20 protein-coding genes and 1 tRNA gene are annotated in these 16,504 nt (G+C 63.1%); 8 read left to right on the top strand and 13 right to left on the bottom strand.

The genetic code is table 11. The features are described 5' to 3' along the window. Window positions 1-35: 35 nt before the first annotated feature. Window positions 36-302, top strand: a complete 267-nt coding sequence (locus LZ518_RS07435; protein WP_249915369.1) for a hypothetical protein — start codon at window positions 36-38, stop codon at window positions 300-302. Window positions 303-307: 5 nt separating this feature from the next. On the opposite strand, the gene LZ518_RS07430 is transcribed toward LZ518_RS07435, so the two are convergent. After that, window positions 308-727, bottom strand: coding sequence for an ATP-binding protein (locus LZ518_RS07430; protein WP_249915368.1), 420 nt, complete (start codon window positions 725-727; stop codon window positions 308-310). An 85-nt stretch (window positions 728-812) separates the two neighbouring features. On the opposite strand from LZ518_RS07430, the gene LZ518_RS07425 reads away from it, so the two are divergent. Both LZ518_RS07425 and LZ518_RS07420 read left to right on the top strand, forming a co-directional pair. Further along, window positions 813-1,205: a FecR family protein gene (locus LZ518_RS07425; protein ID WP_249915367.1), complete on the top strand. Its 393-nt coding sequence runs from the start codon at window positions 813-815 to the stop codon at window positions 1,203-1,205. Continuing rightward, window positions 1,202-1,789: an OmpA family protein gene (locus tag LZ518_RS07420; RefSeq protein ID WP_249915366.1), complete on the top strand. Its 588-nt coding sequence runs from the start codon at window positions 1,202-1,204 to the stop codon at window positions 1,787-1,789. Before LZ518_RS07425 ends, LZ518_RS07420 begins: the two co-directional genes overlap by 4 nt. Here the strand turns inward: LZ518_RS07420 and LZ518_RS07415 are convergent. The 6 genes from LZ518_RS07415 to LZ518_RS07390 all read right to left on the bottom strand — a co-directional run bounded on the left by LZ518_RS07415 (window position 1,786) and on the right by LZ518_RS07390 (window position 7,946). After that, window positions 1,786-3,774, bottom strand: a complete 1,989-nt coding sequence (locus LZ518_RS07415; RefSeq protein ID WP_283938171.1) for a CHASE2 domain-containing protein — start codon at window positions 3,772-3,774, stop codon at window positions 1,786-1,788. The two genes, LZ518_RS07420 and LZ518_RS07415, sit on opposite strands and share 4 nt — an antisense overlap. A 43-nt stretch (window positions 3,775-3,817) precedes the next feature. Next, complete coding sequence (locus tag LZ518_RS07410) at window positions 3,818-4,777, bottom strand: MBL fold metallo-hydrolase (RefSeq protein ID WP_249915364.1); 960 nt, start codon at window positions 4,775-4,777, stop codon at window positions 3,818-3,820. A 19-nt stretch (window positions 4,778-4,796) separates the two neighbouring features. Then, on the bottom strand, window positions 4,797-5,132 hold the full coding sequence (locus LZ518_RS07405) for an STAS domain-containing protein (protein ID WP_249915363.1): 336 nt from the start codon (window positions 5,130-5,132) through the stop codon (window positions 4,797-4,799). Between the two features lie 84 nt (window positions 5,133-5,216). After that, window positions 5,217-6,533, bottom strand: a complete 1,317-nt coding sequence (locus LZ518_RS07400) for an amidohydrolase (RefSeq protein ID WP_249915362.1) — start codon at window positions 6,531-6,533, stop codon at window positions 5,217-5,219. 1 nt (window position 6,534) lies between these two features. After that, window positions 6,535-7,149: a DUF4893 domain-containing protein gene (locus LZ518_RS07395; RefSeq protein ID WP_249915361.1), complete on the bottom strand. Its 615-nt coding sequence runs from the start codon at window positions 7,147-7,149 to the stop codon at window positions 6,535-6,537. Between the two features lie 11 nt (window positions 7,150-7,160). After that, a complete protein-coding gene (locus LZ518_RS07390; RefSeq protein WP_249915360.1) occupies window positions 7,161-7,946 on the bottom strand; it encodes a 3-hydroxybutyrate dehydrogenase in 786 nt (261 codons plus the stop codon). Window positions 7,947-8,085: 139 nt separating this feature from the next. On the opposite strand from LZ518_RS07390, the gene ypfJ reads away from it, so the two are divergent. Together ypfJ and LZ518_RS07380 are read left to right on the top strand one after the other, a co-directional pair. Continuing rightward, window positions 8,086-8,931, top strand: a complete 846-nt coding sequence (gene ypfJ / locus LZ518_RS07385) for a KPN_02809 family neutral zinc metallopeptidase (RefSeq protein ID WP_249915359.1) — start codon at window positions 8,086-8,088, stop codon at window positions 8,929-8,931. 91 nt (window positions 8,932-9,022) lie between these two features. Then, window positions 9,023-9,844: a COG4705 family protein gene (locus LZ518_RS07380; RefSeq protein ID WP_249915358.1), complete on the top strand. Its 822-nt coding sequence runs from the start codon at window positions 9,023-9,025 to the stop codon at window positions 9,842-9,844. Between the two features lie 39 nt (window positions 9,845-9,883). On the opposite strand, the gene LZ518_RS07375 is transcribed toward LZ518_RS07380, so the two are convergent. Further along, entirely contained in the window at window positions 9,884-10,873 is a 990-nt protein-coding gene (locus LZ518_RS07375) for an NADP-dependent oxidoreductase (protein ID WP_249915357.1), read from the bottom strand. A 123-nt stretch (window positions 10,874-10,996) separates the two neighbouring features. Further along, window positions 10,997-11,848 (bottom strand): DUF2171 domain-containing protein, encoded by an 852-nt coding sequence (locus LZ518_RS07370; protein WP_249915356.1) that lies wholly within the window; start codon window positions 11,846-11,848, stop codon window positions 10,997-10,999. 198 nt (window positions 11,849-12,046) lie between these two features. Here LZ518_RS07370 and LZ518_RS07365 point away from each other — a divergent pair. Then, a tRNA-Ala gene (locus LZ518_RS07365) sits at window positions 12,047-12,122 on the top strand. Between the two features lie 4 nt (window positions 12,123-12,126). Here the strand turns inward: LZ518_RS07365 and LZ518_RS07360 are convergent. The 3 genes from LZ518_RS07360 to LZ518_RS07350 all read right to left on the bottom strand — a co-directional run bounded on the left by LZ518_RS07360 (window position 12,127) and on the right by LZ518_RS07350 (window position 14,337). Continuing rightward, complete coding sequence (locus LZ518_RS07360; protein WP_249915355.1) at window positions 12,127-13,281, bottom strand: hypothetical protein; 1,155 nt, start codon at window positions 13,279-13,281, stop codon at window positions 12,127-12,129. A 498-nt stretch (window positions 13,282-13,779) separates the two neighbouring features. Beyond that, entirely contained in the window at window positions 13,780-13,971 is a 192-nt protein-coding gene (locus LZ518_RS07355) for a hypothetical protein (protein WP_249915354.1), read from the bottom strand. 39 nt (window positions 13,972-14,010) lie between these two features. Further along, window positions 14,011-14,337 (bottom strand): hypothetical protein, encoded by a 327-nt coding sequence (locus LZ518_RS07350; protein WP_249915353.1) that lies wholly within the window; start codon window positions 14,335-14,337, stop codon window positions 14,011-14,013. Window positions 14,338-14,568: 231 nt separating this feature from the next. On the opposite strand from LZ518_RS07350, the gene LZ518_RS07345 reads away from it, so the two are divergent. Further along, on the top strand, window positions 14,569-14,820 hold the full coding sequence (locus tag LZ518_RS07345; protein WP_249915352.1) for a YgaP family membrane protein: 252 nt from the start codon (window positions 14,569-14,571) through the stop codon (window positions 14,818-14,820). Between the two features lie 65 nt (window positions 14,821-14,885). Beyond that, window positions 14,886-15,161: a YgaP family membrane protein gene (locus LZ518_RS07340; RefSeq protein ID WP_249915351.1), complete on the top strand. Its 276-nt coding sequence runs from the start codon at window positions 14,886-14,888 to the stop codon at window positions 15,159-15,161. A gap of 54 nt (window positions 15,162-15,215) precedes the next feature. On the opposite strand, the gene LZ518_RS07335 is transcribed toward LZ518_RS07340, so the two are convergent. Next, the gene (locus LZ518_RS07335; protein ID WP_249915350.1) at window positions 15,216-16,157 is read right to left on the bottom strand and encodes an MBL fold metallo-hydrolase; all 942 of its coding nucleotides are present in this window, start codon (window positions 16,155-16,157) and stop codon (window positions 15,216-15,218) included. Between the last annotated feature and the right edge of the window lie 347 nt (window positions 16,158-16,504).

The raw sequence follows: 16,504 nt of genomic DNA, 5'->3' as shown, positions 1-16,504 counted from the left end.
GAGCTACTTTGGAGGCTCAAGCGGAGAATCGAACAATGGGCTGGTTGATTGGCCGCACGGCGGCCATGTCCGATCCGGAAGGCGCGCGGCTGAAGGCGCTCGAAAAGCTGCAGGGCATTGCCGAGATGGATGACCCGGAGAGCCTGGTCGTGCCGATTTTGCTCGACGCGATCCTGTTGGTCGAAAGCTACCGCGGTGCTCGCCACCAGATTACTTTTCTCGACGATCTGACCGGCAGCGTCGACGGCCTGCTGCGCGAATTGACGATCGTCGAAAAATCCAAGCTGTGGGCGGCGGAGTAGGGGGCTTAGCTTCCGCCTAGCTCCAGCAGCAACTCCAGGCGGTTTTGGCCGCCGCTGCTTTCATAGCTCATAATCTCGGACCAGCTTTGGACAAGGCGGAGCCCGGCGTTGCCCCCGCGATCGGGGATCGCATTGTCGGGAATCGCGCTTCGCGGGTCGAAAGGCGACCCATTGTCCTCAATGATTAACCTGATTGCGCCATCGAAACGATCGAACTCAACTGCGATCTGAGGATGGGTGAGTCCGCCATGTTCGAGCAAGTTGGTGAGCAGCTCTTCAACGATGATGCAGAGGCGAGCGCAATCGCTTGGGCCAAGCTCCTTATCCAAAGCATAGCGGCGCGCCGATGCGACCGCATCGCCAAGGGCAGTGGGGCCAGCAACTTCGATCCGCTGCCAGTCTGTTGGCGATTCGCGTGACGACATCGAAACGGTTATGACACGAGGCTTGAAACGAGGGGAGGCCAGCATGCGTCGTCATACTTTGGCAGTTTTCGCGTTAGCGTCGCTAATGACATCGCCGGCCTTTGCCGAGATCGCCCGGATCAAAAGCAGTACCGGGGCCGCGACCGTCGAGCGGGGCGCCACCAATCTCCCGGCAGCGCCCGGCCTGCAGCTAAATCCCGGCGACCGTCTGGTAACCGGCAAGGACGGGCGGATGAGCCTCAGTTTCATCGACAATACCCGCTTTGCGGTCGGCCCCAACAGCCGGGTTTCGGTCAGTGAATTTACCTATGACCGGACCCGTCAACAGGGCAAGTTCGTGACACAGGTCGACCGCGGCTCGCTGGCGGTCGTTTCCGGCAAGATCGCGAAATCGGGCCGTGACGCAATGACGGTCCGAACGCCTAACACGCTGCTGGGTGTCCGCGGCACCAAGTTCATCGTCGAGGTACCGCAATGATGTGGGTGCGCCCCGCGGCGGCGGCATTGCTGCTTGGCGGATGTGCCAGCTCTTCGTTGGTGCTGCTGCCCGACGACGAGGGCCATCAGGGCCAGGTTGCCGTGCTGGAGGCAGGCGGCAAGCCGACCGAAGCGGTCATCGCCGAGGGTAACAGCCGCACCAAGCTTGGTGACCCCAATGCAACCTCCCGGCCGCTCGGTGACAAAGGGCTGAAGGCGCAGGAAGCGGCATTGCTGACCAGCCTTCCGCCTCCGGCGAAGAGCTTTACCCTCTATTTCGACCAGGGCACGGTGACGCCGACGCCGGAGTCGCAATCGGTGCTGGTTGCGCTGCGCACCGAGATTGCATCGCGTACCGGCCCGCAGGTCGAGGTGACGGGCCATACCGATACGGTCGGAAGCGAAACGGACAATGACCGGCTTTCGCAGCAGCGCGCGGAGGAAGTTCTCAACTGGTTGGCCAGCCAGGGATTCGACCGGTCACTGATGTCAGCGGTCGGTCGCGGCGAACGGGAGCTCAAGGAGCCGACGGTCGACAATTACAGCAACGCCGCCAATCGCCGGGTCGAGGTGATCGTCCGCTAGCCGACGTAGCGCAGCGCCATGACGGTGAGGTCGTCGGTCGCTTCCTCGCCCTCTTCAAAGCTCCGCACGCGGTCGCGGATTGAATCCACGATGGCCGTGGCCGACTGGCCCCGTAACACGCCCTCGCGCGAGATGCGGTCGCGGCCGAACAAGCCGCCTTCGGCATTTTGGGCCTCGGTTACGCCGTCGGTGACCAACAGCAGGATTTCACCCTTCTGCAGCGTCACTGTCTCCAACGGATAGTCATAGTCCGCGACGCAAAGCGGCGGGCCGCCGTCGAGCGCAATCCGCTCGGCCTTGCCTTCGGCCGACACCCGCAGCGGGTCTTCATGTCCCGCGCAGACCATCCTTGCCTCTCCGGATTTGAGGTCAAGTATGCCGAGCAGGATGGCAACTCCCATCGCCTCGCTGTTGTCCTTGAGGAGCTCGAGGTTGATGGCGGCGGCCATGGTCGCCGGATCGGCCTCCATCCGCGACAGTGCGGCGCTGGTCAGGGCCTTCGACATGGCCATGAACAGGGCCGCCGGGACACCCTTGCCGGTGACGTCGGCGACGGCAAATCCGATCTGGTCCTCGCCGATCTTCATCGCATCATAATAATCGCCGCCAATCGATTTGGCCGGCTCCAATAACGCATCGAGATCAATACGCGGATCGAGGTTCTTGAGGCGCGCCCGGGGCGGGACCATCCCCAGCTGGATTGCGCGTGCCGCTTGCAGCTCTCCGTCGGCTTCCGCCGCCATTACCCGTTCCTGCACCAGGGCCTCGCGCAGCCTTTCCCGCTCGACGCGCGCCACGGCGAACAATCCCATGGCGACGCCGGCAATCGCGCCCGCTCCGACCAGCATGGGCCGGGCCGGATCGAACAGCAGGGCGGCATTGGCGAACGCCAGCCAGCTGGCGATTGGCAGGGCCACGAACGCTAGCGCCAGGAGGATTCGTCCGGTCCTGCCGAGGGCGGCGCATCCGAGCGCGAACAAGGCCAGAAGCGCGCCCAGTGCCCATTCCAGCCCCTCGACCCAGGCGGGCCGGTTCAGCCAGCCACCAGTCATGATGGCATCGACCGCCTGGGCCTGGATCAGCGGTCCATATTCCTCGGCGGACAAAGGTGTGGCGGCTATGTCGGACGTGCCTTCGGCCGACAGGCCGACCAGCACCGTCTTGCCGGCAAATTCGTCCGCCTTGAGCCGCTTCGAATTTCCCAGCACCTCGGCCGCGGAAATGATCTTGTCCGACGGGAAATTGCCGAAGTGGAACCGCATCCGCCCGTGCCGGTCGACTGGAACGGCCTGGCCGCCGATGCGGACCGCAGAGGGAGCCACGGCGATCGATTCCGCGCCCAGCGCGTTCCGCGCGATCTCCGCGGCAAAGCCCGGCCTCGGCTTGCCGCCGACCAGCATCACCAGCGGAAGGCTCCGCACCACACCGTCGACATCCGGCTTGCCGTTGATCAGGCCATGCCCCTGGGCGACGTCATCCAGCTCCGGAATGGCGGCGAGCTCGGCCGGCCAGCGCTCGACCGCGGGAGGCATTTTGCCCGTGACCGGGGCATCGAACAGCGCCGGTTGATCGGCCGGCGCTTCGGCAACGCCGGCATGGGCGAGCACAACCGGTGAGGCGCCAATCACTTCACCGAACAGCCTGTCCATCGGCTCCAGCGACCTGACTTCAGCGACGGCCGCCGGACTAAGCTCGGGGTAAAGCGACACGAAGATGTCGGGCCGCACCCGGTCGCGCTCCGGAAACAGGATGTCGAAGGCGATGACCTTTGCCTTCCGGTTGGCCAGTTCCTCGGTCAGCCGGGCCATATAATAGCGCGGCCATTGCCAGGGGCCGACCATCTCGATGCTGCGGTCATCGATCATGACGACACGCACGTCGGTCGCCGAAAGATCTCGCGGGCGTGCCGACTGCCAACTGTCGAAGATTCCCCGTCGCATTCGATCGCCGACGGCAAGGGTGGCTAAAACGGCAATCAGGGTCATGAGCAGCCACGTCATCAAGACGCGGCGCTGAGGCCATTTCCTGTTAGAGGCGGATTTCGAGTCCGTCATATGCGCATAGCACCTCAAGCGCGCTGCCTTCGCGCGTCAGCTCTTCGTAACGGATGCTTTCCTGGTGCATTCGCTGGATAGCCTCGTCGTCATAGGTCGGCTCGTGATGGAACAGGGCCAGCCGCCTGGCGCCCGCCTCGTGACACAGGTCGATCGCGACAATGTTGCTTGAATGTCCCCAATCCTCCTTCATCGAGACGCTGTCGGCGAGCGAATACATGGTGTCGCAGATGACGAGGTCGGCATCGCGGAAAAACTCAATGAAGGCCGCCTCATCCTTCATATCGTCGACCTTATGTTCGCTGTCGGTGCTGAACACGATCGTTCGCCCGCTGCCATCGGTAAAGCGATAGCCGTAGCTGTCATGCGAGTGCTGCTGCTTCTCCGCCACCACCTTCAGCCCGTCGACCTCGATCGGCTCACCGGGCGTCATGGTGACGAACTCGATGCTTGCCCGCAGCCAATCGAACGGGACGGGGAAGCTGATCTCTTCCTGCTGGCGTCGGAGCGCGTCTTCCGCGTCGGGGTGGGCCGAATGGATCCGGATGACCGCCGCGGGGTCGAAGGAAGGAACGAAAAAGGGGAAGCCCATTATATGGTCCCAGTGCAGATGCGACTGGAAGAAATTGTAGATGCGCGCGTGACCATCGGCGCACCGCTTAATGGTGCTCAACCCGAATTCGCGCAGGCCGCTGCCCATGTCGCAAATGAAAAAGCTGTCGCCGCTTTCGATCTCGACGCAGGCGGTGGCGCCGCCGTAGGTCGCGCCGGCCGCGAAATCGAGTTCGCGGTCGATAAAGTCGTCGGCCTGCTGGAGGTTGGCAATCGAATGGCCGTTGGCGGCGACTAGCGCCTTGGCAATCTTGGTCCGGATCGCATCGGCCTTGGCCGCTACAGGTAGCGACCCTCGGGTCCCCCAAAAGCGGACGAGCATTTCGGTCAGGCTCCCCGGGTCATTGGCCGGTGTCCACGGAATCGCTGATGTGAAACAGCTTGTCGTAGCGACTGATTGCCAGGATCTCGCGCATGACCTCGTTCGGGGCCGCCAGGGTGATGGTTAGGCCCGCAGTGTCGGCCCGGCGCTTGGCGATGGTCAGCACTCGAAGGCCGCGCGACGACATATAGGCAAGGTTCGACAGGTCGAGCATCAGTTCCGACAATTTTTCCCCGGCCGCCTGGTCGATCGCCCCGCTCATCTGGTCCGCAAACGCCTCCCAGGTCGACTCATCGACCCGGCCGTGAACGGCCGCGACCAGGATTCCGTCCGTTGACCGGCAACTGAAATCCATGCCCCGCCCCCTTATATTCAGCGTTTGGCTTCACCCTATTACGCCGATTGCCAAGCAGCGCAATTGAGGCTGCCCCCGGTTGACTCAGCCCTTTTTCAATACGTCCAGCGCCGCCACGGTCATCGCCTCGGTCGCGGTGGAGATGACAGTTTCAGCGTCCGGAGCCCAAAGCGGGCTGTGCAAGGACGGCAGCTTTGTAGTGTCGCCCCCGGCTGCATCCCACTTTGCTTTGGGCACGCCGCCGACCCAGAACAATGTTCCTTCGATGGCCGGGTCGTTGAGCCAGTAGCGGCCGACATCCTCGCCGACCATGAACGGCTGAAGCACCGTTGTCCTGTCCGCCCCGAAATGCTGCCCGAACAGGGCCAGCGTGTGATTGGCAAGCTTCTCCGTGTTGAACGTCGCCGGCGTATGCTGGCCTTCGCGAATGGTGACCACCGGCATCCGGTCGTCGGGAAGGCCCGCCGAAATCGCTTCGCCGCGGGCGATCCGCGCGATTCCGTCGAGCAACAGCTTGCGCACCTCGGGCTTGTAGGTGCGCACGGTAATCTGCAGCTTCGCCTCGTCCGGAATGACATTATGCTTGTTGCCGGCCTGGAAGCTGCCGACCGTCAGGACCGCGGGGTCGAGCGGGTTTTTCTCCCGGCTGACCAGGGTTTGAAGCGCGACCACGATCCGCGAGGCCAGGACAATTGGATCCTTGGTCGATTGCGGGCTTGCACCGTGGCCGCCGACGCCCCGAACCAGCACATCGACATTGTCGACGCTGGCGGTCGTATAGCCCGGGGTAAGGCCGATCGTTCCTGCCGGGAGGATCGCCGAATCATGGAAGGCGAGGACCGTGTTGGGCTTGGGAAAGCGGGTGTAAAGCCCATCCTCCAGCATTGCCCTGGCGCCTTCGCCGGTCTCCTCGCCCGACTGAAGGTTCATGATCAGGGTTCCCGACCATTGGTCCTTCATTGCCGCTAGCCGGCGGGCGATCCCGTACCAGGCAGCGATGTGCGTGTCGTGGCCGCAGGCATGCATGACCGGCGTCGGGCTCCCGTCGGGCAGCTTGCCGATTGCGTTCGATGCGAAGGGCAGGCCGGTCTGTTCCTTGACCGGAAGCGCGTCCATGTCGGCGCGCAGCATCAGCACCGGCCCGGGCCCGTTGCGCATGACTGCAACCAGCGCCGTCTTGCCGACATGTTCGGTTACCTCGAAGCCAAGCTTGCGCATCATCGGCGCGAGCTTGGCGGGGGTCTGCACTTCCTGCATCGACAGTTCGGGATTGGCGTGCATGTCGCGATAGAGATCCATCAGCTGCGGCAGGTCGCTGTGGATCGCTTCATCCAGCGTTGCGGCGGACGCGGGCGTGGCCAGGATCGAAGCTGCGAGATAGGCCAGCACACTACGCTTCATGTCATTGCTCCGGGACCAGCTCGATCACATCGAGGGTCGATTCAAAATGGGGGTAGGGCAGGATCATCCGCCACCGGTTGCCATCAATTCGTTCGACCCAGCCGGCAAGGTCGCGATCGGGATCGCGGCCATATTGCATCGCCAGCCGTTCGTCGCCGAGAACCAGCGTGCCGAGGAACACCTGGCGGAGGGAGTCTCCCGGAAAGATGATTCCGCTCGGCCGCTGCGATCCGGTCAGCTTGTTGAAGCCCTGAAGCTCCTTCTCCTGGCTGACGCGGCAGGTAAAGGCGGGGTAGGAAACATAATCGAGCAGGCCCGGCGACTTGGCGCCGACCTTGATCACCCTGCATTTATAGCGGCCGTTGGGGATCGGCACCTGTCCGATCGCCGCGTCGGGTTCAAGCAGCTTGCCTTCGCTTGCAACCTCCCCGCCATGGCCCGCGGCCTTGGCCTGGGACAGCGCCTTGGCAAATGCCGCACGCCAATCGCGCAGCCGTGTGCGGTCGGCCGAAGTCGCGACCTGCCGCCAGTCGGTCGAGGATCGTACCGGGGCGCTTCCCGGAACGGTCGAGCAGGCGGCGAGGGTTAGCGCGGCAAGCGCCAGGAGAATCCGCATCGCGGACGAGCCTAGGCGGCGGTCCAGCCTCCGTCCATCGACAAGTTGGCGCCGGTGATCGAGGCCGCGCCGTCGCTGGTTAGGTAAAGCGCCAAGCTGGCGACCTCGTCGACCGTGACGAACCGCTTGGTCGGCTGGGCCGCGAGCAGAACATCCTGCATTACCTCTTCGCGGGTCAGGTTCCTTGCCTTCATCGTGTCCGGAATCTGGTTCTCGACCAGCGGAGTCCAGACATAGCCGGGCGAAATGCAGTTGACGGTCACTCCGTCGCGCGCGGTTTCGAGCGCGACCGACTTGGTGAAGCCAGCGACGCCGTGCTTGGCGGCGACATAGGCCGATTTGTTGGGCGAGGCGATGAGGCTGTGCGCGGAGGCGGTATTGATGATCCGGCCCCAGCCGCGCTGGCGCATTGCGGGCAGGGTGAGCCTGCTGGTGTGGAATACGGCGGTGAGGTTGATGCGCAGGATTGCCTCCCACTTCTCGGCCGGAAAGCTTTCGACCGGAGAGACGAACTGGATGCCGGCATTGTTGACCAGGATATCGGGCGCGGTCAGCTCGTGACCACAGCGGCGGATCATTGCTTCGATCGCCTCTGCATCGCCAAGGTCTGCACCGTCGTAAAGTGCCTGTGCGCCTGACGAGGCCTCCAATTCGCGGCGGATCTCCTCAATCTCGTCCGCGTCGCCAAATCCGTTGATCATCACGCTCGCGCCTTCGAAGGCAAATGCCCTGGCGATGGCGAGGCCGATGCCGCTGGTCGACCCGGTGACCAGAGCGGTTTTCCCCTGAAGCTTCATGGTTACTCCGTCATTGCGAGCGCAGCGAAGCAATCCATGGATTGCGGCGTCGCCTACGGCTCCTCGCAATGACGGGTTCGGCTACAATTGCAACCGTAACGACGGTGGCGCATTGAAACGGCAAGGCAGGAGAGCTGGCATGCGCTTTGGCGATTCACCGGAAAGCGACAATTTCGAAGATCGAACCGGCCAATCCGGCGGCGGTGGCATGAACTTGGGCGGCGGACTTGGCATGATCCTGCCCTTGGTCGCATCGCGCTTCGGCATCGTCGGCGTGCTGATCCTGGTGCTCGGCTATTGCGCCCTGACGCAATTGGGCGGTGGCGGGGGGATGCTCGGCGGCGGGTCGAGCGAAAGCGGACCGTCGAAGCTTGATCCCAACACCGGCAAGTTCATGCGCCAGGTGCTTGGCTCGACCGAGCAGGTTTGGGGGCAGATCTTCACCCAGGCCGGGGCAAAATATACGCCGACGCGGCTGGTTGCATACACCGACTATAATCAGTCGGGCTGCGGCGCGGCGCAGGCGGCGATGGGTCCCTTCTACTGTCCGACCGACAAGCAGATTTATATCGATCCGGCCTTTTTCAACGAACTGTCGCGGCGGTTCGGCGCGCCCGGCGATTTCGCCCAGGCCTATGTTATCGCCCATGAAGTCGGCCATCATATCCAGGACCTGGAAGGAACGCTCGACAAGGCGCAGGCTGCCCAGGCGCGGATCGGCAAGGCCGAGGGTAATGCGATCCAGGTTGGCGTCGAGCTTCAGGCCGACTGCTACGCCGGCGTGTGGGCCAACCGTTCCGGCGCACTCGAGCAGGGCGATATCGAGGAAGGGATGCGCGCGGCCGAAGCGATCGGCGACGACATGCTGACCAAGGGCCAGGTTTCACCCGACAATTTCACCCACGGCACCTCGGCACAGCGGATGGAAGCGCTGCGCAACGGCCTTGGCAGCGGCAATCCGGCGACCTGTAAATACGCGACCTAGACGCGCGCCAGCACGGCTCATTCCGGTGGAAATCGGACGTTAACGTTCGGCGGAGCCATATGCATCCCTGTACCCGCAATTGGAGGCCGACGTGACTCACGAATCAAGGGACGCGCTGACCAAGGTTCCTGCCGTCACACTAGGCTTCTGGATCATCAAGATATTGGCGACCACGCTGGGTGAAACCGGCGGCGATAGCGTTTCGATGAGCTGGCTCGGCGAAACCACTGCGAATGCCGGCCAATCGGAGCTCAACGGATATCTTGTCGGAACGGCCATTTTTGGCGTGCTGTTGGTTGTACTGGTCGGGGCGCAAATTCGGGCCAGGAGTTTCAACCCGTGGCTGTACTGGGCGACGATCATCGCTTCGACCACCGCGGGCACGACACTTGCCGACTTTGCCGATCGTTCGCTCGGGATCGGATACCCCGGAGGCTCATTGCTGCTGCTGGCTTGCGTGCTGGGCACTCTTTACGTCTGGTATCGTTCGCTCGGCAGCGTCTCGGTCAACACCGTTGTCAGCCCACGCCAGGAAATATTTTACTGGATCACGATCACCTTCTCGCAAACCTTGGGGACGGCGCTCGGCGATTGGGCTGCCGACGCCGGGCTGGGCTACGCGGGCGGGGCGATTGCGTTCGGGGCCGCGCTGCTGATTCTGGCGGCACTATATTATTGGACCCGCATCAGCCGGGTCTTCCTGTTCTGGGCGTCCTTCATCCTGACCCGCCCACTTGGAGCAACCGTCGGCGATTTCTTTGACAAGCCGATCGACAAGGGCGGACTTGATGTCAGTAGGCCGATCGCGTCGCTGATCCTCCTGGGAATTATTATCGCCTTGATCTTGCTGCTGCCGCAACGGGCAGGCCGAAAGGACGTATCCGGCGCCGAAGTGCTGGCGAGGGTTGGCTAGCGTCGACGGTACAAGCAGTCCGAGGTCAGCGTGAATACTCTATAGCCGGACAAGCATCTTGCCGGTGTTGGCGCCCTTGAACAGTCCAAGGAACGCGTCGAGCGTCTGATCCAGCCCTTCGACCACAGTGTCGCGCGACTTGACCTGGCCGCTCGCCAACCAGCCGCCCATGTCGCGGTAGAAGTCGCCGAGCTGGCCCATGTAATCGGTGTAAATGAAGCCCTTAAGGCGGATACGCATGGCAATGATCCGCGCGATGTACCTAAGTGAGGTCGGCTGTGCCTCATTATAGATATCGATCATTCCGCAAATGGCAAAGCGCGCGTCCTTGCGGGCCAGCGCCAATGCCGCGTCGAGATGATCGCCGCCGACATTGTCGAAATAGACGTCGATCCCGTCCGGGGCCGCCCCGGCCAGCTGCTTGACCAGAGAGCCGGCCTTGTAGTCGATCACTGCGTCCGCGCCCAATGATTGGACGAAGTCGCATTTGTCGGCGCCTCCGGCCGATCCGATTACGGTCATTCCCTTGGCCTTGGCGATTTGCACCACGGCCGATCCAACCGCGCCGGCAGCGGCCGAAACGAACACAATGTCGCCTTCCTTGGCCGAGGCGGCATCGAGCAGGCCGAAGTAGGCGGTTCCGCCAGTCAGCCCCAGATTGCCAAGGAAGGCCTGCGGCTCGACCCCGGGGATTGGCGGCAGCTTGTTGAAATTCGAAGCGGGCTCAATGGTTTCGTCGCGCCATCCGCTCATATGCAGAACCATGTCGCCGGGTGCCAGGCTGGGGTCGTTGCTCTCGATTACCTCGCCGACCGCGCCGCCCGACATCGGGGCGTCGAGGCTGAAGGGAGGAACATAGCTTTTCACATCATTCATCCGGCCGCGCATGTAAGGGTCGACAGACAGCCAGCGGTTCCTGACCCGCGCCATGCCCTCGCCGAGGGCAGGCAGGGCATAATCCTTTAGTGCGAAATCCTCGATAACCGGCATGCCATTGGGACGGCGCATCAAGTGCCAGGCTCGGGCCATTTCGCTTCTCCTCGGGTCGCGTTTCAAAACCGATTAGGCCGGTCGCGCTCCAAACGAAAGGCCCGGCGCTTGTGGCGCCGGGCCTCCCATGTGCCTGCCGGGGGGCTAATCCTGGCGCAGGCGCTAGTAGGTGCCGGAAAAACTGCGGTTGAGCATGTGCGGACCGATGTCGCGGGCGTCTTCGTCACGGAAGAGACCGCGATCGCGGCCGTCGTTCTCGATCCGCTGCTTTACCTCGGACGCAGGCCGGTCGAGGATCACCTGGTCGCCTTCGACCCGGTCGATCGACGAGCAGCCAAGCATGTGATGGCGGCCATCCTCGCTGTCGCCTTTGGTGAGAACGATGTGGTCGCCGCGGACACAATCGACCGTTCCGACGTGCTCCTGGTCGGAACCAACTACGCTCATATGGTCGCGGATTTGGCCAAGTAGCTGGCGCTTGCCCTGGCGATTGGCCCGCCAATTGCCGAAATCGCTTTCGAAGCGGCTCTGATTCTCGCGGCGATAGTCGTCATAGTCGCGGTCGATCTCATCGAGTTGGCGTTGGCGCCACTCGCTGTAGTGCGGGTCATGTAGGCCCGCGGTGCCGCTCCAGTCGCGGCTCCGTTCCGGGGTCCACCGGTCCGAGGACCAGCCGCGATCGGCGCCGATGCCGCGATCCTGCTCGTCTCCGGATCCGCGGCGGCCGAAGAAGCGGCCGGTATAGGGCCGGCGATAGCCTTCATCCCGGAACCGCGCCTGACGGTCGTAGCGCGAGAAATCATCGTCGCCGAGCCGCTTCATATCCTCACGGCGGCGCCGTTCGGCATCCTCATCACCGAACCAGCTGGCAACCTCATCACCTGCGCGATCGAAGAAGCCTCGTTCCCGATCATCGTAGTCGCGGCCGAAGCCGCGGCTTTCGCCAGAATCGCCGGGCCAGCGTGAACGTGGTTCGCGCCATCCGCGGCGCGTGTCATAACGATCGTAAGCCATGGAAATTCCGCCTTATTCAGACAAGTCCGCCCGCTTTTCCAGTTCATTGAAGCAACGAACTTTGAGGAGTGCCGTTCCGGCAGGGCGGCGGCGTTGACGCCGAAGCGAAAGGGTCGAGCGCCGGAGCGAAAAAGGAGGGGGAGGGGGCGTTGCCAGAGGTGGAAAGCGCGGCTATTGGGGCGCTCCACCGTAGGGTGCGGGGCTGTAGCTCAGATGGGAGAGCGCTGCAATCGCACTGCAGAGGTCAGGGGTTCGATTCCCCTCAGCTCCACCAGCCCCTACTCGACCTTCAGCCTGACGAAGCCCATCGCACCGACCGGGTTGCTGCTGCCGTAAAGCGGCTTGAGATCGTCGGGGACGAAATTGAGCGCCAGCAGACCGCCAAGGCCAAGCGCAACCTGGTCACCCAACTTGAAATCGTGGATCGCACCAAGTGAGACCTTGCCAACCGAAAAGGCCGGGCCATGTTCCTCGGCATCGACCAGCTCGCGGTTCTCGGTGACTTCGCCACGGCCGAAGACGGTCCACGGGCCATGCTTCAGCGATGCTTCGGCGACATAGGCATCGTCCTTGTGGTGCTCGATGGTCTTGCGGCCCCAGGCCAAAGTCCCGGCCAACTTCCAGCCAGGCGCGACTTCGCGCGCATAGAGTGCACTGGCCGACCAGCGTTTCTGGTCGACGCCCGGCTCCAACTGCTCGCTATCCTCAAAATGACCCCAGCTGCCCTGCACGGCCAGACTGGCAGCCGGGTTCCATGAAACGCGAACGGCCGTGGAATCCAGCGGCCCGGTTTCGAAGTTCCAGCGATGCTGGTCGGGCTCGCGCCCGTTGAACCGGCTAACCTCGACCTTGAACCGATCGACGATCAGGCCGGCAGTCAGCACGCCGAAGCTGATATGGGTCGAATCCAGCCAATGATGGCTGATCGGGGCCTCCGGCGAATCCAGGATCGCCTCGCGGTGCATGAAGGCCGGTGGGCCAAACGCCGGCTCGCCGGGCAGGCCGCCATAGACGAAGACGCTGCTCTTCGCGCCGATGTTCTGGGATAGGCTGGCCGAAAGCTCCATGAAAAAGTCGTGCGGGTGCTGGCGGTCGATCAGGCGGGTCGACCCGTCGGCGGTTTCGCCGCTGGCCAGCAGCAACGGATAGCCTTTCTTGCCCATGATCGGGTCGGGGCTGAACATGGCCCGGAACTGAAGCGTGCCGTTGCCGATCTCGCGGCGGGCCATGCCCATCAGCATTCCGGATGCAAATAGCTTGTCATCCCCGCGGTCATCGGACTGATGATCATAAACCAGGTTGAGCCGGGCGTGGCCCATCAACATCCAGTCGCCGCTCATGACATGAATGCCGCCGTGGTCCGAGGAGTCCGGCTGCCAGGCAGTGCCTGAGGACTCGCGGGTCATCTCATAAGGCCCGAAGGCGGCGTTCATTGCGCCGGGATGCTCACCGGATGACATTTGATCATGCCCCATGACCGAATGGTCCATTTGTGAATGGTCCACCGGCATTGGCTGCTCGTTGCCCGAGGGTGACGTGGGCATGGTGCCATGGTCCATTTGCGAATGGTCCATGGGCTCACTTGGAGATGGCATCGGCTCAGCAGGCGTCTGCGTCGCGTCGTGGTCCATGGTTGCATGATCCGTCGTCGCCGGCGGCGCAGTCCGGGTAGCGATTGGATTCTTCTTGGGCGCCGCCGTCGAAGACTTAGCGGCCGGCCTCTTGGCGACGGACTTCTTTTTGGTGGTAGGCTGGGGGGGCATGGGCATGGTCATGCCGCCATGGCCAGTATGTTGGGCCATGGCTGGCGCCGATAGACTAGCAAGCGCCACCGCGCTCACCGTCGCGAAATATCTACTGATCACAGGTGGACCTCCGAATGGGGTACCGGCGGCCCACCGATCAGACAGGCCGCCGACCCTTAACGCTTACTAGCGCTGATGCGCTTCATGCTCGGCGTGCTCGGCATGATCCTTATGGTCCATGCCCTCACAGCAGCACTTCTTGCCCTCTGCCTTCATTTTCTCGCAGCAATCCTGCTTGGGCGGCGGGGCTGGGTCCGCCGCATAGGCAACGGCCGGTAATGCGATCGTCAGCGCGATCGCGGTCAGCAATTTCAGCATTTCTAATCTCCACGAAATCGAGTTTTGGAAAGTTCGATTTCAGGCGGAGCGTGGAGGGGGAGTGGCGATTTCGCCAAGGAAGCCACGGCGGTCGAGGTCCGAAGCCGGCCGCTCACGCGACACATGGTAGAAGGGCAGTTCCGTCATGTTCGCCGGGATCACAACCGCGATGCACATGGCGACGCAGCAATTCTTGTCGGCCGCTTTGTGGTGCTTGTCAGGCACCTGTTGGTCGCAATGTCCGCTGCTCGTCATTGCGTCATGATGCGATGCAGGGGTTGTCACCTCGGCCATCGCAGGCATGCCGAGCGGTGCCAACGTCATGGCAATTGTCAGCACTAGTGCAAAGAGGCGACGGATAATCACCTTTCACCCTATGCTCCCCAACTCTTCGCTTGGCAACGCATGACGGCTGGCCTAGACCCGCTGTTAACCTCGCGTTTACCGCACTTTTCGGCCAATCGTGGATTTGCTCCGATGGCCCGAAACGCGCTATGATGCGGGCGACGCGAACGGTCGATTAGGGGGCCGCCCGCGCCGCAAGGTCGGCGTCGCAGATGGGCTAGGCGCCGCGCCCAAGTGGAGGAGCGTCTTTTCATGGTGAAAAATGTTGGCAATGCCGACCGGGTCGTCCGGCTGGTGGTGGCGGCGGGGCTCGCTTTCGTCGCCTTTACTCCGGCGGTCGACGGGTGGATGGCGACGGCCTTTTATGTCTTCGCCGGCTATTTGGCGCTGACCGCGCTGATCGGCATGTGCGTCATTTACAGGCTGCTCGACGTCAACACTCACGACCAGGAAGCCACCTATTACAGTGGCGAGGACGTGTTTGACGGACGCGGCGGCGACTAAATCCTGAGCGCCCGCCGGCGCCGACCTGATGATGGCGCCCGGACTCCAGGTGGAGGAGCGTCATCATGGTCAAAAATGTAGGCAACATCGACCGCGTGGCACGGGTGCTCGCGGCCCTGTTCCTGTTCTTCCTCGCAGTGGCGCCGGGCGTTGTGCTGTCGGCGGATCCGACGATGGATTATTGGCTGACCATCCTGCTCTATGTCGTTGGGGGCTATATGTTCCTCAGCGCCATTGTCGGCAGTTGCCTCATCTATCGGATGCTTGACGTCGACAGCCATGTCCACGGCGGGACCTATCATAGCGGAGAGGACCCGTTCGACGGCCGCGGCGGGAATTAAGGCTCGACGTTAGCTTGAGAGCTGGTCCAGTTGCCGATCATTCGGCAAGCATCCTCATTCGGGGCTGGGCACAGGCCGCTTCTTGGTCCCCGCCAGCTCATCGTTCATGTAGCGCACTTCGGCCGCAACGGCACGATCGCTAATCGTCCAGTCGGGATGCAATGCCCGGAGCTTGGGTGCCACCGACTGGACCAGCAGCTGATCCTGAAACCCTGCCTTACGCCCCTCATCGACCAGCCTTCGGATGTCGAGCAGATAGGCGCGAAAGTCCCGTACATCGCTCACGTCGGCGACGTCGCCGTGGCCGGGCACAAATCGCATGGCCGCTGCATCCGGCAACGCAACGAAGTCCGCGGCCGTTGCCTGCCACTCCGACACCGATCCGTCGATCAGGTTGGGCGCGACCTTTCGCCACAGCATGTCGCCGGCAAACAGGACCTTCGCGTCCGGCACCGCGACAATGAGGTCGCCGCCGGTATGCCCCAATACCGTCCTGACCACGACCTTGCGCCCGCCGAGCCACACGATGAGGTCCTTGTCGGTAACGAGGTCGGGCAGGGGAAGCGTCTCGATCCTGGCCCTTAGTTCAGGAGTAATGCGGTCGCCGAACAGGTTGATGTTGTTGGTCCGGACCCAGCCTCGGACATTCCTGTGCGCGATGATCACCGCGCCGGCGTCGCGCAGCACCTGGTCCCCGCCGGTATGGTCGGCGTGATAATGGGTGTTGACGACATAGCGGATCGGCTTGGGCGTCAGGCGGCGGATTTCGGTGACCAGGGCCCGCGAGGCGTCCGGGGTGAACATCGCATCGATCACCAGCACTCCATCGTCGCCGATGACGAAGCCCGCGTTGGAACCGGCCTTATGCTCAGGCCCGTCAATGGCCGCATAGACTCCCGGACCAAGCTCCTTCAGCACGAACGGCAGCGGCGGGGCTGGTTGCGCCGAGGCGGCGGTGGCCGACGCCAGCGCGATGATGAGGGCGACGCGCTTCACTTCGCTGCTTCGCCGTCGGCGCTCGGGTCGGTATCCGCGCTCAGCCGGTCGCCCGGGTCGAACTTGAGTGACAGCCCGGCGAGCTCCGAATTGTCGACATGGAAATCCCTGACCATGCGGCGAGCTTTCCCGCATAGCGATGCAAACGCAACGCGTTTGTTGGCTCAGCTATAGCTTCCGAATGACCGTGCCGGTCGAGCAGCATATCCTGGGGCTGCAACCTGCCGATATTCTGCAATGAAGGAGTGGGGTGGGGAGGGCGAAACGAAAAAGGGGGCAAACGCTTGGCCCTCCCCGTACGCGGTACCCGATCAGCCTCCCCAGATGATCGTCCCCGGGCCGCTGGA

The sequence above is a fragment of the Sphingomonas brevis genome (genome assembly GCF_023516505.1).
Taxonomy (GTDB): domain Bacteria; phylum Pseudomonadota; class Alphaproteobacteria; order Sphingomonadales; family Sphingomonadaceae; genus Sphingomicrobium; species Sphingomicrobium breve.
Note: the sequence above shows the minus strand (reverse complement) of the source record. Positions and strands in the feature narration are given on the sequence as shown.

Coding starts and splice junctions, on each gene's coding strand:
- LZ518_RS07435 (WP_249915369.1), top strand. CDS start 36: ATGGGCTGGTTGATTGGCCGCACGGCGGCCATGTCCGATCCGGAAGGC.
- LZ518_RS07430 (WP_249915368.1), bottom strand. CDS start 727: ATGTCGTCACGCGAATCGCCAACAGACTGGCAGCGGATCGAAGTTGCT.
- LZ518_RS07425 (WP_249915367.1), top strand. CDS start 813: ATGACATCGCCGGCCTTTGCCGAGATCGCCCGGATCAAAAGCAGTACC.
- LZ518_RS07420 (WP_249915366.1), top strand. CDS start 1,202: ATGATGTGGGTGCGCCCCGCGGCGGCGGCATTGCTGCTTGGCGGATGT.
- LZ518_RS07415 (WP_283938171.1), bottom strand. CDS start 3,774: ATGACCCTGATTGCCGTTTTAGCCACCCTTGCCGTCGGCGATCGAATG.
- LZ518_RS07410 (WP_249915364.1), bottom strand. CDS start 4,777: ATGCTCGTCCGCTTTTGGGGGACCCGAGGGTCGCTACCTGTAGCGGCC.
- LZ518_RS07405 (WP_249915363.1), bottom strand. CDS start 5,132: ATGGATTTCAGTTGCCGGTCAACGGACGGAATCCTGGTCGCGGCCGTT.
- LZ518_RS07400 (WP_249915362.1), bottom strand. CDS start 6,533: ATGAAGCGTAGTGTGCTGGCCTATCTCGCAGCTTCGATCCTGGCCACG.
- LZ518_RS07395 (WP_249915361.1), bottom strand. CDS start 7,149: ATGCGGATTCTCCTGGCGCTTGCCGCGCTAACCCTCGCCGCCTGCTCG.
- LZ518_RS07390 (WP_249915360.1), bottom strand. CDS start 7,946: ATGAAGCTTCAGGGGAAAACCGCTCTGGTCACCGGGTCGACCAGCGGC.
- ypfJ (WP_249915359.1), top strand. CDS start 8,086: ATGCGCTTTGGCGATTCACCGGAAAGCGACAATTTCGAAGATCGAACC.
- LZ518_RS07375 (WP_249915357.1), bottom strand. CDS start 10,873: ATGGCCCGAGCCTGGCACTTGATGCGCCGTCCCAATGGCATGCCGGTT.
- LZ518_RS07370 (WP_249915356.1), bottom strand. CDS start 11,848: ATGGCTTACGATCGTTATGACACGCGCCGCGGATGGCGCGAACCACGT.
- LZ518_RS07360 (WP_249915355.1), bottom strand. CDS start 13,281: ATGAACGCCGCCTTCGGGCCTTATGAGATGACCCGCGAGTCCTCAGGC.
- LZ518_RS07355 (WP_249915354.1), bottom strand. CDS start 13,971: ATGCTGAAATTGCTGACCGCGATCGCGCTGACGATCGCATTACCGGCC.
- LZ518_RS07345 (WP_249915352.1), top strand. CDS start 14,569: ATGGTGAAAAATGTTGGCAATGCCGACCGGGTCGTCCGGCTGGTGGTG.
- LZ518_RS07340 (WP_249915351.1), top strand. CDS start 14,886: ATGGTCAAAAATGTAGGCAACATCGACCGCGTGGCACGGGTGCTCGCG.